Source organism: Spirulina sp. 06S082, from assembly GCF_034932145.1.
Taxonomy (GTDB): Bacteria; Cyanobacteriota; Cyanobacteriia; order Cyanobacteriales; family Spirulinaceae; genus CCY15215.
In genome coordinates, this window is record NZ_JAYGHV010000394.1 from 1 (window position 1) to 15,490 (window position 15,490).

Genomic DNA, 15,490 nt, shown 5'->3' on the forward strand with positions numbered 1-15,490 from the left:
AAGAAGGGAAGTGGTAAACCCGTGGTGGGCAAAACCCCCGTCGCAACGCCAATATTGATCGAAGATTGACCGATTAACACAATCATCACCCCTATCGCAATTGTTTTTTGAATGGGTTGGGTGGCTCTCATGGCAATAAAAACAGCGAGGGTTGCATAAGCAATTAACAGCGTTAACAAAAAAATACTGCCGACAAAACCAAATTCTTCGGCAAAGACCGCAAAAATAAAGTCGGTATATTGAATGGGCAAATAGAACAATTTTTGCTGAGAAAGTCCAAACCCCGATCCCCATATTCCCCCGGAACCAATGGCTAAAAGACTTTGAATCAATTGATAGCCATCCTGCATGGGATCTTGCCAAGGGTCGAGAAAGGACATGATTCTGCGTCGTTGATATTCTTGGGAATAAATACTACTGACTGCGAGTAAAATTCCCGAAATAGCTGTACTTCCCAGTTGCAGCCAAGGTAAACCCGCAGCGACGGCCATTAACCAAAGGGTCATGCCACAAAGGGCGGTTGTACTGAGATTGGGTTGTAGGAGAATCCCCCCGAGAATAATGGCAAAAATCCCCAGCCAAAATACCCGCGTTAACCATGAGAGTTGTTTCCAGCGTCCAAATATGCTGGCACTTTGCACGACGAGAAAGGGTTTAATTAGTTCTGAGGGTTGAATGGGAATTGAGGCTACGGTAATCCATCGCGTTGCACCATTGACGGTGGTGCCGACTCCAGGGATGAGAATGGCAATCATTAACCCCAATAACACAAACAAAATCCAGCGAGAGACGGGGAGAAGATAGCGGAAAGGCGATCGCGCGATAATATTAAAGGCGATCGTGCCTAACAAGATCCAGATAATTTGTCGCTTGAAGTAATAAAAACCATCTCCCACTTCAGCATCAGCAACGGGATAAGAGGCAGAAAAGAGAACAACCAATCCCATAAACATCCAAATCATGGTCAACCAGCGCACTAAACGAGCTTCGATCGCCCAGTTGGAAACACCAGAATCAAAAAAGGGAATAAAATAACGGATATCAATCATCAGTGAATAGTCATCAATTTATGACAAATAATTGCATCCATCTTAATTGCCTTGTAAAGTTTTTTGTACATTGTCCCAAATGCCTTTCAGGGTTTGTTTGATTTGGCGTTTGGTTTCCCAGCGTATAAAATCTCGTTCGTAGTCTTCTCCTTTGGTTTGAAACGCCTTCCACCCACTCAGAGAAACCATAAGAATTGCCACTAAAATCCCGTAGCGCGACCAACTCATTCCTCCACCACCGAGTAGGTCAAAAGCGACCAAAAAACTACTCAACATTGTATAGGCGATCGCTTTCTGACGAAATCTCTCTTGACGGTAGAGGTTAAATGCTTGACGTTTGGTTTTGTCAATCTTCTGCTGTAACCATAGTTGTTCCGCTTCTTGTAGCGATGTTGGAGAAATGCCCAAATCTGCGGCAATTTCTTGTAACTGCGTTTCAGTCAATTCACCATTCTCGTTTTGGCTGGCGATCGCGATGTGGAGAATCTGCTGAATCTCTTCCTGTTGATAGGTTTTGAAAGAGGGAGAGTCGGAGACAGTCATGAGAATTTTCCGATCGGTAATGGGTTTAAAAACAATTTTCTTCCATTTTCCATTATAAAGTACAAACTCCAGAGAACTTTGCCATGCTCTTCTCATCGCAGGTTTTAGCTTCTCTCTCTGTGGCTGAACTTATAGCAAATATTTATTCTATTACCCATAGTCTGTAAATAAAGTATCGAGTAATGCGGCCGAGCGAATGGATTTGCTGAGATGGTATTGGGTATAATTTCGCAATACCTTTTCTACACCCAGCCAACCCATTTTTAAAGAAGTTGAGGAATGCAATAGAGGTAATTTTGCCTCGATTTCTCCAAAGTGAGTTAATTCTGGAGCCGTTAGAGTTTGTAGGAGAAATATTTCTAGGGCATTGAGACGAGTGTGAACAGTAATTGATGTAGACGGGTTCGGCGATCGCTCTAATTCTAAGGGTAAACGCAGAAGCCCTCCCGCATCGAAACTCATCCCCACGATCCACTGTGGATTATCAAAAACTGGCGCGATCGCCTCTCCTGTCAGACAACAGTGTTGAATTTGGGGACTCAATCCCCCAATGGTTAAAAGATGGAAAATGCCGTGGGCTAAATGAGAGAGAATCGAAGTGGCAGAAATGTCGCGATCGCCGGAAAGTGTTAAATTGTTTAAACGTTGCAGGTGTTCGGTTAAAAGCAGATAGATGTCCTCTTGAGTGCGATCGCTTAACGCTAAAGCCAAAACAATTTCTGCCCAATATTGACTGGTTGAAAGTTTGCCCAAATCTTTACTTAAACTAGGATAAGAAGCAAGAGTTTCCGCTTGCAGAATGCGATCGAGCGATCGCCCTTTAGAAATGAGCAATTCATTAGTCACAAATGGCTCAATTCGCCCGCGTAATTGGGACTTTTGTTTCCTCGAACCAGGCGCAACCGCTCGCACTAAACCATATTCTGGCGTTAATATCGTGACAATGCGATCGCTTTCTCCCAAGGGAATACTCTTCAAATTAATCCCCGTTGCCTTATAAGTTCTGCTCATTAATTATGAATTATGAATTATCAAAACTTAAACAAACTCAGTATATAGCTATCAACTATCAACTATCAACTATCAACTATTTATTCGCTCTTTGGCGAATCAATTCAACACCGTGAGAAGTACCCAAACGGGTAGCCCCCGCAAGAATTAAATCGAGGGCTTGTTGAGGGGTACGAATGCCCCCCGACGCTTTAATTCCAATGCGTCCTTTGGTAATTTCTCTTAATAAGTTTACATCCTCTACTGTTGCCCCACCAAACCAACCCGTACTGGTTTTTACATAAGCAACTCCCGCATCCATACAGATTTCTGCCCCCAAACGAATCTCAGTTTTACTCAGAATTGAAGTTTCTAAAACAGCCTTCACCGTTTGCCCAGTTTCGCCACAAATCTCAGAAATTTCTCGATAAATTTCCTCTGTTTTGCCAACTTTTAACCACCCCAAATTAATAACAATATCTAATTCCGTTGCACCATTATCTACCGCTTCTCTTGCTTCATAGAGCTTCACAGCAGAGGTTGTGGCACCAGAAGGAAAACCAATTACCGCACAAACTCGAGGAGATTTATTATGTAAAAACTCTGCGGCTTCTCGTACTGCATTGGGATAAACGCATACAGCAGGAAAATCATATTGTACGGCTTCCGAACAGCCTTGCTTAATTTCTGGCAAAGTTGTTGCTGGATTAAGCAGCGCATGGTCAATATAGTCAGCAATATCTATGTCCAGACGATCGTTTGCCATCAAAGTTACTCCAATTTTGTGTTTCGATATCTGCTGCAATCTTCACTATCACCGACAATTTAATGATTGAATTAATGATTGAATCACGGGTAACAAGTGACAGGGGATTAGTAGCCCTTAAAGTCGCATCGTGCATTCTAAAATTAATTTTTGATTGACGATCGCATGAGGTTGAATTTCTAGTGCTTTTCTAAAGGCAAAAATTGCTTCTTTGTATTCTCCTAAAGCAGCATTACATAATCCCAATCCATGCCATGCCCCAAAATGTGAAGGATTTAAACGCACAACTTGTTTGCAATCCTCCCGAGACTTGAGAAACTTTTTCTGAGAATAATAAAGAATAGCGCGACGATTCCAGGCTTCGGCAAAATCCGGATACATAGAAATCGTATCATTGAGAATATTCTTAGCACGTTGAACATCACCCTCTTCTAAAAAAGATTGAGCGCGTCGCAAGGTTTCCAAACCGAGTTCTCCTTTTTGTCGAAACCAAAGCATCCACAATTTAGCAGTTGCTTTCTCGCGAATGCTTTCTTGAGAATCCTTTAAATTGTCTAATAGTTTTTGAGTCAAAGAATTATTATTAAACATCTTTCAGTTTTGCTTACGAAACAACACTTAGTTTTCTAACATTTAACAATCTGAGAAGAAATACCGCCATCTGCCTCTGGATTTTATGAGAGAGGCAGATATTTCGTTTGAGAAGAGAAGAGTCAATGCAAATTTTAATTAAAAGGTGCTTGACTTATGATTTTGATGGTTTCTCAGACTCGCTATCCGACTTTACATCGGGGATAAAATCAGGACGCTCTCTATCTTCCCATCCAGGGGGACGCTTTGAATTATACCAAGCAATGGAACCAATTCCCACGGCTGCGATAAAACCAACAATATAAACGGCAGTAAAAGCCAGGGGAAATTGCCTTCCACTCACTACCGCAGTTTCTAAAAGGTAATTCATCATGTTTTTTGCTTAAATGTCTTATCTTGTATCTTATCAAACCTCAAGCGATCGCGGTTTATCGAAAAGATAATACATTTTGTAACTCTTTTGATTACTCTCGACAGAGTATAATGGAAAAACCTGCCCTCAGAGATTAAAAGCTCAAAAGAGAGTTAACGATAGATAAAAAACAGACTATAACTACCTACTATCCACAGAATAGGGAGAGTAACTCTACCAAATTGAAGGAGTTGTTTGTTGGTAATATTCGTATTAGCCTTTAACCATGTGCTACTTCCTAAAATTACCAGAATTAGTTCTATTACTAATAAAATATAAATTAAATAAAAAGCATAGTCAAGAGCAACAACATAGCCAATCCCCTCGGGTAGAGAATCCAACAAACTGAGATGATAAAAAACAACAGCTAAGAGTAAACCACTGATGGCCTCAACCGAAATGTTTTCAAAGGGAAGAAAGAGTAAACCATAAGCGATTACCACAAAAAACCATAAGGGTAAGAGATTTTTCAGACCGAATCGGAAAATATCGCGCTCTATTTCGATCTCGACATTAAACCGAGAGTATTGAAACTGAGATTTAGCTTTAATTAAGCGGCGATCGCCTAAAGTCGATTGGTTAATATGAGTATCCTGAAAAAAGAGGGCATTGGTAATGTGCCAATCAGTAACTTTGTCAAACACATTATTATTTTTAAAGTTTTTGATCACCTCCTCAGTATTTATATCTCGCATTCCGACAAAATCCACTACATAAATTAATTTTTCTTGTCCTAAAGTCTGATGACGAAAGCGAATAGATAGAATTTGGTCATCGAAGGGATAATGATGAAAATCAAACTTTTCATAAAAATCAGCTTTAACGCGATAGACAACATGATTGACTCCATCATGCCGATCTCTTTTAATCGGTTCATCTAGGGTCAATTTTTCTCCCGAATCCAATCTTTCGACGGAATAATTTGTAAATTCAATATCGTCAGGTTCTATATCTCCTTTGTAGCGAAACCAGAGATAAAAATCGAGCAAAAAAGATGAGGTTTTTTCATCGATATGGGTTACTTCATTGATATCAATACCCGTATAAACAATGTGGGTTTTTTCTAAATAGCTATCGCTACCAATTTGAATCAAATCGCCCTGCTCCAGTTCTTCTTCCAAATTATCAATGATAGTATCATCCTTAATAAAAGTCAGTTGAGTAAGAGCAGAAATGAATTTATCTTGATTAAAAACCCCCATTAAAACCAAGGGTTGAGTATTTCTTTGGTCGTTAAAATAGAAGGTTCGGGTGATTCCTTCAACTGCTTTTTCGGGGGAATTTATTTTTGTTAATGCGTCTCTGACTTGACGGCGCATTGTCGCGATATCTTTGAGATTGAACGTTTTTTGAGATGAATTTTCATTAGCAATGATAGCATTTTTAATGGCTTCAACAAGAACATGAGCGGAATCATGGTAAAATACGGAAAGCCATCCCGGTGTATAGCCATAACGCAACTCAAATTCATTTTTAAACTCTTCCCCTCTCTCACCAGAAATATCGAGAATTGCCGGTACAACAGCATGAATATCATCGGTAAAAAAGCCAGGGGTTGATTGTTCTTCTGTTGCATCAGCAAAATTTTGAATAAATGAAACATCACCGATTGCGTCTCCCCCAACAATGGACGAATTCAACCCATTCCTTCTCATTTTACGAACGAGTTTGGCGGCTTCAAGGCTTTCCATAGCGATAACAACTAAATCCGGTTCTTGACCTGCCTTTTTTAACTTTAGTAAGTTAAACATAATGCTATCTACCGTGCGATTAAGATCGTCGTTTAATTCCTGTACTCCGATAAAATTAAGTTTTTCTCCAAAGGCGATAAAATATGTTTCTAGGTCTTCTCCTAAACTTTTACTATAAGGATCGTCACCAGTTACTAAGTAAACATTTTTTGATTTAAAGACAGATTGAACATAGTGGGCAATAAAACGAGCTTGATCGCTATTCGTGAAGATGGTGCGAAAATACCACGGGTTATTATCCGTTACCGAGTCAACTGTCCCACTCCCTGTAATCGCAGGAATTTCGCATTTTTGATATACTTCGCCTGCTTTTAAAGACATTGCGCCAGTATAATGCCCTAAAATACCTAGGGCTGAGGAAGCACAAATATCTTGGGCAACTTTCCCGGCTATATTGGGTTTAAATTGGTCATCATAAACCAGTAACTCTAGTTTTTTGCCTTTAATGCCTCCTTCCTTATTTACTTTGTCAATATAAAATTGAGTGCCGTCTATCATCTCTTGACCGAGGGAGAGAAATGCTTTTTCAGTATTACTTTGAGGGACGGCGATCGCGATCTTAATCGTATCTGGGTTAAAGTTTAAGTTAACCCATCCCAGTACTAAAATAAAAGTTAAGAGCGATAATAAAAATAAAAGTTCTCCTCGGTATCTATTCCATTTCTTTTTTGTCTTTTGCATCAATCCAAGAGTCGATAGACTAGCCATTAATTATAACCAAACTCGTGACGTATTTTCTGAAATTCACAGATCCCTGCGATCGCCCCATTTTCTTGAGCTTGGCGATCGCGATACTCATTCTCTAAGTATTGACAGAAGATAAAGGGAGTATTCGTCCGAATTATCTTGCCTTTAATACTGTGGAAAACTCCTGAAAATCTGTGGAAAAAGTAACAATATTGTGGATAACTTAGGTGGAGGGCATAAAATTTAATAAGTAATGCGATCGCTCTGATAACTTGGCGGTTCAACATGAATCAGAATTCGCACGGGACTAAAACGTTCTTCTAAACGTGCCTCGACTTCTTCTGTAATATTATGGGCGGTCTTGACATCGGGTGCATCAACAATTAAGTGCATTTCAATAAACACTTGTCTCCCTAAAACCCCCCGAGAGGCGATCTCGTGACAGTTAATAACTCCTGGAACATTTATGGCGATTTCGTAAATCGTTTCTGGTGCGATCGCCATGCGATCGACTAACCAGGGTAAATTCTCTTTCAGGACTTCCCAACCGCTCCAAAAGACCAGCAAGGCCACAGGAAAAGATAAAACTACATCTAACCATCCTAATTGCGGCCAGCCCAGTAATTCTCCCTGCCACACCCCAAATAAGCCGACTAAAACTGCAATTGTTACCCAGATATCGCTCATGGTGTGTTTGGCATCAGCAATGAGAATAGGACTACCCACACGTCTTCCCACACTGCGTTCATAAAAAGCAACAAAAATATTAATCGCCAAGACGATCAGTAAAAAGCCCAATTCTGTTGCTGAAATTTTGATGGGGGTCAAATCTGCAAATAAGCCCCCGACCGCATTTTGTAGAATTTCAAAACAGGCGATCCCCAAAAACGCGGCAATTCCCAAGGCTCCCAGTGCCTCAAATTTTTGGTGTCCGTAGGGATGATCGCGATCGGGTTGGGGAGAAGAAAAATTGCTGGCCACCAGTCCCAGTATGTTATTCGCGCTATCGGTGACGCTATGCAGGGCATCGGCTTGCAAGCTGAGAGACCCCGTGATAAAGCCAACCCCCGCTTTAAGACCCAATACGGCAAGATTGAGTCCCAAGGTTAGGAGCAAGACTTTACGAACTTCTGCACGGTTATCTTTAACCACAACGGGATAATGGGTAATGGGGCATAAAAAACAGAAAAGGGTTTGTTTACTTTTGTTAAGCAAAATCAACCAAAAGCGATCGTTCTCTGATAGATTTTTTCAGGGACAAGTTTTAGGCGATCGTGGGGATCGGGACAAATTTCTACCCTGTATCAACTCGTCAAGATCAATTATCAACTATCTAATGAGTCAACTCTCTCTCAATTTAACTCAAGGTTCTGTTTCCTTTAAATTTACGCTGGATTCTGCCAATGCACTGAAGGCGGAAATTCAGAAACTCATGCAAACCTTAAAGGAGATTGCCTCTGAGAGGGCTGCGGGCAAAAAAAAACCGTCTCCCAAAGCCAATATGGAATATCGCTATGCGGGGGACGTTTTTCTGGAAGTGTTTTGCAATCCTAATATTTATGCCACACCCTTTGCGGCCAAGGTTCTGATTACCGTAAGAGACGATCGCCTTCGCCTCACAACAGAGGCGGAACTCACTCAATTAGTCGAAGATATCAACTCGTATTTAGAACAAGCTGTATGAGCGAGAAAATGAAAGTCAAGGTAAACTAAAAAACTCAATTAGATAAATTAGATAAATCTAGATAAATCAGTCGTTTTCCCAAGTCTCTGAGCCGATTAAATCTCCAATGCGATCGCGAAGTAAGTATTCGCATTTCTCTAATTCGCATTCGACAAAGATCCATTCACGGGCGGGAATATGTTGACAAAGCACATAAATGGGTTGTTGGCGGCTCACCACTCCTCTATCCACCAATCCTCTTGCTTCATCTTGAAGTAAATCAATGGAATAGCGAAAGGAGGAAGGGGTAGATGGGATAGTGGAAGGGGCAGATGTTAAAGTTGGAACAGTCATAATTTCACCTACTAGAGCGAGCCGTTTTGTCGATGTCGTTTTGTTGATGTCGAGCAATTGTCGCGAAATAATGCTGGGCAATAATGCCGAGCAATCTTTACTGGGATAACCGCACTTAGTTTAGTATAAGGAGTTACAGTTCGATCTCCTAGTCAGATAAGAATTCCAAAACTAGATTCTAATCAGCATAAGTTTAATGTTAGTAGAGAATGACAGAGGGGAAGCAGGCACCAAGCCGCTTTCGAGGTCTTCTTTAGGGAAATAGGGAGGAATAAATTCCCTTGTTCAAAGATTAATAGAAGTTATATAAAAGCATTTTGCCTGACGCTACTCAATGTTTTCTGAGACAACAAAAACTCCCACGCCAACCTTTGCGCGGTGGGCATTTGCCCATAAGAAAACACCCAAGGAATATGAGAGTTTAAATTTGGCAATAGCCACTCGACAATATAAGGACTACCGTATAGGACAAGGGCTGTGACTCGATCGCTTCTTAACAAATTTTCAAGGACGGATTTAGTTTCAGGAGTGAAACTGGCACTACCACGAAAGGGATTTCCTCGTGCGAAAAGTTGTAGTGTCATAGATGAGAAACTGAGTAGCTGCTGCAATGATTCTGGTGCTAATAGTTGCAATTCGTAACCTAATTGTTGGGGGATGGCGATCGCGGGGGTGTGGAAACCGAGAAAATCGTTATTGAGGAGATTACTGGCGACGATCGCATTAATCCCTTGGTGAGGGGTTTGGGGCGGTTGTAAGGGCAGATTTCCCCCTTGCTGCATTGACTCCCGTAAAATTGTCTCGACAGTTGCGCCATCGCGGATTTGGGCAAATTGAGAGGGATCGAAGGAAAGGGCGATCGCCGCATCTTGTTTTTGTGGCGATCGCGCTAGAGCATTCGCACTAATTTTTTCTTTCGCTGTGCGAATGCGATGGAGGGAAGCACGAAGGCGATCGCGGGAAATTCGCCCAGTTTTTACGGCATTCTCAATGGCTGCAATTGCTTTTTCCGGATTCGCGGGCATTAATAAAATATCTGCACCCGCTTCGATCGCCTGCAAGCAAATTTCCTCAGCATCAGCATAATTGGCAACTCCAGCCATTACAAGGGCATCGGTAACAATTAAGCCCTCAAAACCCATCTTTTGCCGCAGTTGTTCCGTCAGAATGGGATAGGAGAGGGTTGCGGGAGTCTCTTTATCCCACGCTAAAACCCGTAAATGAGCCGTCATGACGCTATCAACCCCGGCGGCGATCGCGCCTATAAAAGGGGGTAATTCGACCTCATGGAGACGCTTTTCTGAATGGGCGATCGCGGGTAATTCCAAATGAGAATCCGTCGCGGTGTCCCCATGTCCAGGAAAATGTTTAGCTGTCGTTAAAACGGGATAATGCTGACATCCAGTAATAAAAGCTGTTGCAAGTTCCGTGACGGCTTCCGGAGTATCCCCAAAAGCGCGAACATTAATGACGGGATTATCGGGATTATTATTAACATCAACAACTGGAGCAAGAAGCCAATTAATCCCTGCTGCAAGGGCTTCTCGCGCTGTGGTTTTCCCCATTTCTGCCGCACATTGTTGCGCGGTTTTGCGATCGCCGATCGCGCTTAAGGCCATGGGAGGAGGAAACCAGGTCCCACCCGGAAAACGCTGTCCCACTCCTTCTTCAATATCCGCAGCAATGAGAAGGGGTGTTTTCGCCCAATTTTGTAATTGACGCGATCGCGCTGCTAATTCGACCACACTTCCCCCCAGCAAAATAACCCCACCAATATTCAGATCGGCGAGCCAATATTGTAATTGTTGCTGGGTTGCTTCCCAAACCGGATAGCGAATTTGTTGGTCAAATAAATGACCAGATGCCCGCACCACAAGCATTTGGCCAATTTCGTTTTTCATTATGTTTATGTTTGTGGGGTTATTTCTGTGTCTGTTTCTATTTCTTCTGCAACGAGAGGTTTGCGATCGCCTTCAGTTTCCGGTTCAGTATTGGATGAGTTAGAATCCCCCACAATCTCTTCTAATAAGTGAATCATGCGATCGCCGCGTTCGAGAGCGCGATCCTCAATAAAAACCACCTCTGGAGTGCGTCGCAAGCGTACCCGTTGACCTAGTTCGCGGCGCACCCAACCCTTAGAGGCTTTTAACCCTTCCATTGTTTGCATTTTGACCTCTTCAGTTCCGTAAATGCTGACAAAAATTTTAACGTGTTGCAGGTCTCCGGAAACGTCCACATCGGTAACGCTGACCATTCCCACCACGCGATCGTCCTTGATGCCATTAAATAATAATTGACCGACTTCGCGCTTAATTAAAGCAGAAACCCTAGAAACCCGACGACTATTAGCCATAAATCCCCCTCAGTTCTTAGCAATACTAAATATCCAAACCGTGACGAATGTTGCGATCGCCCCATTAACAACAAATTCGCTTTATTTTCTCAAAGTGTTGATAATCCTAACATTCCTCTGAGGGTTAAAGCCACAAAAATCAAAATACTAACGAGCATTCCGACTAAAGCAACTGCCGTGACAGGATTTTTGAGTAAAGGTTTCAACCAACCAAACAGTGCAAAGAAAATCCCTAAAGTGATGGTAATAAAGTAACGCTGATAGCGCAAAACATTCTCAAAAAACTCTTTCATCGCGATCGCAAAAATATTTTTCCTTATACTCGTAACATTTTGCCGTCAATTCGACAAGGCCGATATCCTGCGGTTAACTATATCTAATATTAACCTTTAACTGAAAAAGCGTGGTTGCCACAAACTGGATTCTATTGCCTTTTGCGGGCTTATTTGCCGGGCTGCTGGCGGGATTATTGGGAATTGGCGGCGGGACGGTGCTAGTGCCGATTTTAGTAGGTTTGGGCTATCCCTACAATCAAGCCGTTGCTACAAGTAGTTTAGCCATTGTTATCACTGCTATGTCGGGAACCTTGCAAAATTGGCGTATGGGGTTTCTCCAGCCTAAAAATATTATCTTGTTGGGGCTGCCCGCGATCGCCACAGCACAACTGGGGGTCTATTTAGTCGGTCAACTGCCCACCTACCTTAAAGAAGGCGCATTTGGTGTATTACTAATCGTTACAATTTTTTTGGGGATGTTACGAAAACGTCTCAGGGATACATCTGAAACGACATCCCGCGATCGAGAAGGGATTAAACCCTTAATCTTCCGCTTAATTACCGGAGGGTTAGCCGGACTTTTAGCCGGACTTTTTGGAGTCGGTGGCGGTGTGATTATGGTCCCCCTACAAATGCTCCTGTTAGGTGAAACCATTAAAACAGCAATCCAAACCAGCTTGGGCGTTATTGTTATCACCTCCATCGCCGCTTGTATCGGTCATGCCCTGGAAAATAATGTTTTATTACTACCCGGAATCTGTTTGGGAGTTGGCGGTTTATTGGGCGCGAGAATAAGTACCCGCTATTTACCAAAACTCCCCGATCGCGTTGTGAATTTATGTTTTCGTACTCTCTTAGCTATTCTTGCCATTTACTTCTTTTGGCGATCGGGAATGTCACTGAACAATGTTTAATGAACAATTTTAACGAAGGATTATTAAGCAATCATTAATCTCGAAGAACTGTGATTAAAGATACAGAAAGGAAAAAGAAAACATTACAAGATTGGTGGGTTTACCCTCTCATATTTATATTCTTGACTTTGCAACAATCGTAACAATCGTATATTTTAATCTCTAATAAGACTAGACTTTTGAAGTTAAATCGGGTAATTGTATAAGTTCAGAGCAAGTCCCCATTCAGATGATATGCTAACCCCATTCAAGGGCAAGCAAGAATGGAAACGAACGGAATCTGTTGGGAATTTCAATCTGACAGAACGAGTTCCGGGTTAACGCTTGAACCGTGTTGCTTAAATTCAGGAAAGTTTTGTAACGATGTCCAATTCAACAACAGAGAGTGTGAGGTCGGGGCGGAAACAGCGATCGCGCTTCGCGACAGGAACATCCCCTTATCTCAAATCTTTCAAAAAAATCTCGCGTTGGTTTTCTCCCACGTGGCTGATCTGCATCCCCTTAGTTGCCATTATTGTCTTGGTTTGGGACGGCGCGGCAGTTGCCCAGCACGCCTTCGACCTTGACGAAATGGATATGAGCGATCCAGCCGTCATCAAAGGCATTTTGGATACAGTTTTTGTCTTCTTCTGTGCCGTGCTAGTGATCTTCATGAACGCTGGTTTTGCAATGGTAGAAGCAGGATTCTGCCGCCAAAAAAATGCAGTCAATATCCTCGCCAAAAACTTGATTGTTTTTGGGATTGCTGTATTGGCTTACTGGGCGGTTGGTTTTGCCTTTATGTATGGGGCAACCCCCGGAAGCCCCTTTATTGGCATGAGTGGCTTTTTCCTAGCCAGTAGCGATCCGGCCACTTACGGACTCGATCCATTTCCAGGAGGACTGCCGATTTCCGTAGCCTTTTTATTCCAAGTTGCCTTTGCTGCAACGGCTGCCACCATTGTTTCCGGAACAGTAGCAGAACGGATTCATTTTACCTCTTTCATTATCTTCGCCTTTTTACTGGTTGCTATTTCCTATCCCATCACCGGTCACTGGGTTTGGGCGGGAGGCTGGTTAAGCGATCTTCCCTTTGGTGAAGATGTTGGCTTCCATGATTTTGCGGGTTCTACTGTCGTTCACTCCGTTGGCGGTTGGGCGGCATTAATGGGGGCGGCTTTCCTCGGTCCGAGACTCAACAAATATCCTGCCAGTGGCGGCGTTAACGCCATCCCCGGCCACAATATGAGTATTGCTACTCTAGGATGTTTGATTCTGTGGATTGGTTGGTATGGATTCAATCCCGGTTCGGAATTAGCAGCAGACCCAAACATTACCTTCATTGCTCTGACCACCACTCTTGCTGCTTCTGCGGGGGGGGTTCTTGCCACTATCACCTCATGGGTTAAAGATGGCAAGCCTGACTTATCAATGGTCGTTAACGGTATTTTAGCCGGATTGGTGGGAATTACAGCCGGTTGCGATTCCATTCCCTATTGGGGCGCAGTTATTGTCGGCGCGATCGCCGGAGTAATCGTGGTCTTTGCTGTTGCTTTCTTTGATGCCATCAGAATTGACGATCCTGTAGGAGCGCTTTCGGTTCACCTCGTCAATGGTATCTGGGGAACGATCGCCGTGGCCATTTTTGGTGGCGCGAACTTCTTAGCTCAAATTGTGGGTATTCTCTCCATTGGTGGTTTTACTGTTGCCTTTAGCTCCATTGTTTGGTTACTTCTTAAAGCTATCCTGGGCATTCGCGTTGGAGCAGAAGAAGAAATGCGAGGTTTGGATATCAGCGAACACGGTATGGAGGCCTATAGCGGCTTCGTTACCGAAACCGATACCTTTTCTGGAGGAACAGTTTCTCCGGTTAGCGGTAGCGACGTAGCTGGAGAAGTTTAAGTTTTGATGCGATCGCGCAGCGTGACTTTATTCATATCTCGTTAACGTTTCAGCAAATTGATATCTAGAAGGCCTGCCTTTTATCCTAAAATGAGGAATCCTAGGGGAACGCGATCGTGTTCCCCTCCTCTGGGTCAAAGGTAGGTCTTTACTTTTTCGCCTTCCTCGTTAAACTAGGAAAGTGTTAAATTCACGAGATCATTAAACTAGGAGACAATGCGTGTCTGTGCCTTGGAAAAAGCATTCTCGTCGGGTCAAGAGAAGACCCGATCGCGATCGAGACAAAACTTTAGGGCAGGGCGATCGTCAAAACGCGATCGCCGATGATTTTTCTCAATTGTCCGTAAATCCAGGCGATCGCGATCGAGGTAAACTCAAAAATGAACTGCGGAGGCGATCGTCTCGCGGGGGAAGGCCTCACCTACAAACCCAGGATAGAAGTATTACCGCCTACAATTGGTCGGTTTTGTCCTTAACTGCCAATGGCATTTTATTATTAGCAGTTGTCTATCTTTGGCAGCAACAGCCAATCCCTTCAGAAATTGCTTTAGCGAGTTTATCGGGTGCGTCCATGCAGTTACTAGCCAAAACCCCTCTTGCCCAAGAACAGAATAACCCCAGTCAGCGCCTAAATTACCGCCAATGGGTGGAATTATTGGCACGAGAAGCAAATAGTATGGCTGAGGTACAACCCAATAATTTATCGGTTCTCCTGGGAGATTCGATTACACTCTGGTTTAATCAGAATTTTCTCCCCACTAATAAAACTTGGCTCAATCAAGGCATTTCGGGAGAGAAAACCAAAGGATTATTGCGTCGTTTGCATTTACTCGATCGCACCAGTCCAGAAACTTTCTTCGTGATGATCGGGATTAATGATATCTTGGCAGGCATTAGCGATGAAACTATTTTGGCTAATTATCGGCTCATTCTCCAAGACTTGAAAAATGCCCATCCTCGCACCCGAATCATCGTACAGTCCATTCTGCCCCACAGTGCTGAAAAAGCCACTTGGGAAGGTCGCGATCGCCTCTTGGAAATCCCGAATGAACGAGTACGACACCTCAACGATCGACTCCAGGCGATCGCGCTAGAGGAAGATGCTCTTTTTCTCGATCTCTATCCCCTTTTTGCTGACGATCGCGGTAACTTAAGAATGGAACTCAGTACCGACGGTTTGCACCTTAATTCGGAAGGATATAAAGTGTGGTCAACTGCTTTGAAAATTTTCGATCAAGTTGCTTATCAGTGAGGGAATAGG

The 15,490-nt window shown here is 43.0% G+C and carries 17 protein-coding genes; 4 read left to right on the plus strand and 13 right to left on the minus strand.

Going from position 1 to position 15,490, the window contains the following annotated elements; translation table 11 throughout:
* The 9 genes from VB714_RS23390 to VB714_RS23430 form a co-directional block, all read right to left on the minus strand.
* The coding region (locus VB714_RS23390; protein ID WP_323227232.1) for an FtsW/RodA/SpoVE family cell cycle protein at window positions 1-1,049 on the minus strand (1,049 nt) is incomplete at its 3' end.
* A 42-nt stretch (window positions 1,050-1,091) separates the two neighbouring features.
* Window positions 1,092-1,688 carry a 2TM domain-containing protein gene (locus VB714_RS23395; protein ID WP_323227234.1) on the minus strand — a complete coding sequence of 199 codons (597 nt, stop codon included), beginning with the start codon at window positions 1,686-1,688 and terminating at the stop codon, window positions 1,092-1,094.
* Between the two features lie 54 nt (window positions 1,689-1,742).
* A complete protein-coding gene (recO, locus tag VB714_RS23400; protein ID WP_323227235.1) occupies window positions 1,743-2,603 on the minus strand; it encodes a DNA repair protein RecO in 861 nt (286 codons plus the stop codon).
* 76 nt (window positions 2,604-2,679) lie between these two features.
* Window positions 2,680-3,348, minus strand: coding sequence for a deoxyribose-phosphate aldolase (gene deoC / locus VB714_RS23405; protein ID WP_323227237.1), 669 nt, complete (start codon window positions 3,346-3,348; stop codon window positions 2,680-2,682).
* 117 nt (window positions 3,349-3,465) lie between these two features.
* The gene (locus VB714_RS23410) at window positions 3,466-3,939 is read right to left on the minus strand and encodes a tetratricopeptide repeat protein (protein ID WP_323227238.1); all 474 of its coding nucleotides are present in this window, start codon (window positions 3,937-3,939) and stop codon (window positions 3,466-3,468) included.
* Window positions 3,940-4,093: 154 nt separating this feature from the next.
* Window positions 4,094-4,309 carry a photosystem II assembly protein Psb35 gene (psb35, locus tag VB714_RS23415; RefSeq protein WP_416309776.1) on the minus strand — a complete coding sequence of 72 codons (216 nt, stop codon included), beginning with the start codon at window positions 4,307-4,309 and terminating at the stop codon, window positions 4,094-4,096.
* A 155-nt stretch (window positions 4,310-4,464) separates the two neighbouring features.
* Complete coding sequence (locus VB714_RS23420; RefSeq protein ID WP_323227242.1) at window positions 4,465-6,810, minus strand: ABC transporter substrate-binding protein; 2,346 nt, start codon at window positions 6,808-6,810, stop codon at window positions 4,465-4,467.
* Entirely contained in the window at window positions 6,810-7,076 is a 267-nt protein-coding gene (locus VB714_RS23425) for a hypothetical protein (protein ID WP_323227244.1), read from the minus strand. The genes VB714_RS23420 and VB714_RS23425 overlap by 1 nt, the downstream gene beginning before the upstream one ends.
* Window positions 7,033-7,941 (minus strand): cation diffusion facilitator family transporter, encoded by a 909-nt coding sequence (locus VB714_RS23430; protein ID WP_323227245.1) that lies wholly within the window; start codon window positions 7,939-7,941, stop codon window positions 7,033-7,035. The genes VB714_RS23425 and VB714_RS23430 overlap by 44 nt, the downstream gene beginning before the upstream one ends.
* A gap of 184 nt (window positions 7,942-8,125) precedes the next feature.
* Between VB714_RS23430 and VB714_RS23435 the strand changes: the two genes are divergently transcribed.
* Entirely contained in the window at window positions 8,126-8,473 is a 348-nt protein-coding gene (locus tag VB714_RS23435) for a hypothetical protein (RefSeq protein ID WP_204106155.1), read from the plus strand.
* A gap of 66 nt (window positions 8,474-8,539) precedes the next feature.
* On the opposite strand, the gene VB714_RS23440 is transcribed toward VB714_RS23435, so the two are convergent.
* The 4 genes from VB714_RS23440 to VB714_RS23455 form a co-directional block, all read right to left on the minus strand.
* Complete coding sequence (locus VB714_RS23440; RefSeq protein ID WP_323227248.1) at window positions 8,540-8,806, minus strand: DUF4327 family protein; 267 nt, start codon at window positions 8,804-8,806, stop codon at window positions 8,540-8,542.
* 302 nt (window positions 8,807-9,108) lie between these two features.
* The gene (locus tag VB714_RS23445; protein ID WP_323227250.1) at window positions 9,109-10,707 is read right to left on the minus strand and encodes a glycoside hydrolase family 3 N-terminal domain-containing protein; all 1,599 of its coding nucleotides are present in this window, start codon (window positions 10,705-10,707) and stop codon (window positions 9,109-9,111) included.
* 5 nt (window positions 10,708-10,712) lie between these two features.
* Window positions 10,713-11,159, minus strand: a complete 447-nt coding sequence (rbfA, locus tag VB714_RS23450; protein ID WP_323227251.1) for a 30S ribosome-binding factor RbfA — start codon at window positions 11,157-11,159, stop codon at window positions 10,713-10,715.
* A gap of 89 nt (window positions 11,160-11,248) precedes the next feature.
* Window positions 11,249-11,452 carry a DUF751 family protein gene (locus tag VB714_RS23455; RefSeq protein WP_323227252.1) on the minus strand — a complete coding sequence of 68 codons (204 nt, stop codon included), beginning with the start codon at window positions 11,450-11,452 and terminating at the stop codon, window positions 11,249-11,251.
* 110 nt (window positions 11,453-11,562) lie between these two features.
* Between VB714_RS23455 and VB714_RS23460 the strand changes: the two genes are divergently transcribed.
* From VB714_RS23460 to VB714_RS23470, 3 genes are all read left to right on the plus strand, one after another.
* Entirely contained in the window at window positions 11,563-12,348 is a 786-nt protein-coding gene (locus VB714_RS23460; RefSeq protein WP_323227253.1) for a sulfite exporter TauE/SafE family protein, read from the plus strand.
* A 363-nt stretch (window positions 12,349-12,711) separates the two neighbouring features.
* Window positions 12,712-14,229 carry an ammonium transporter gene (locus VB714_RS23465; protein ID WP_323227254.1) on the plus strand — a complete coding sequence of 506 codons (1,518 nt, stop codon included), beginning with the start codon at window positions 12,712-12,714 and terminating at the stop codon, window positions 14,227-14,229.
* A gap of 220 nt (window positions 14,230-14,449) precedes the next feature.
* Entirely contained in the window at window positions 14,450-15,481 is a 1,032-nt protein-coding gene (locus tag VB714_RS23470) for a GDSL-type esterase/lipase family protein (RefSeq protein WP_323227255.1), read from the plus strand.
* Window positions 15,482-15,490: the final 9 nt, after the last annotated feature.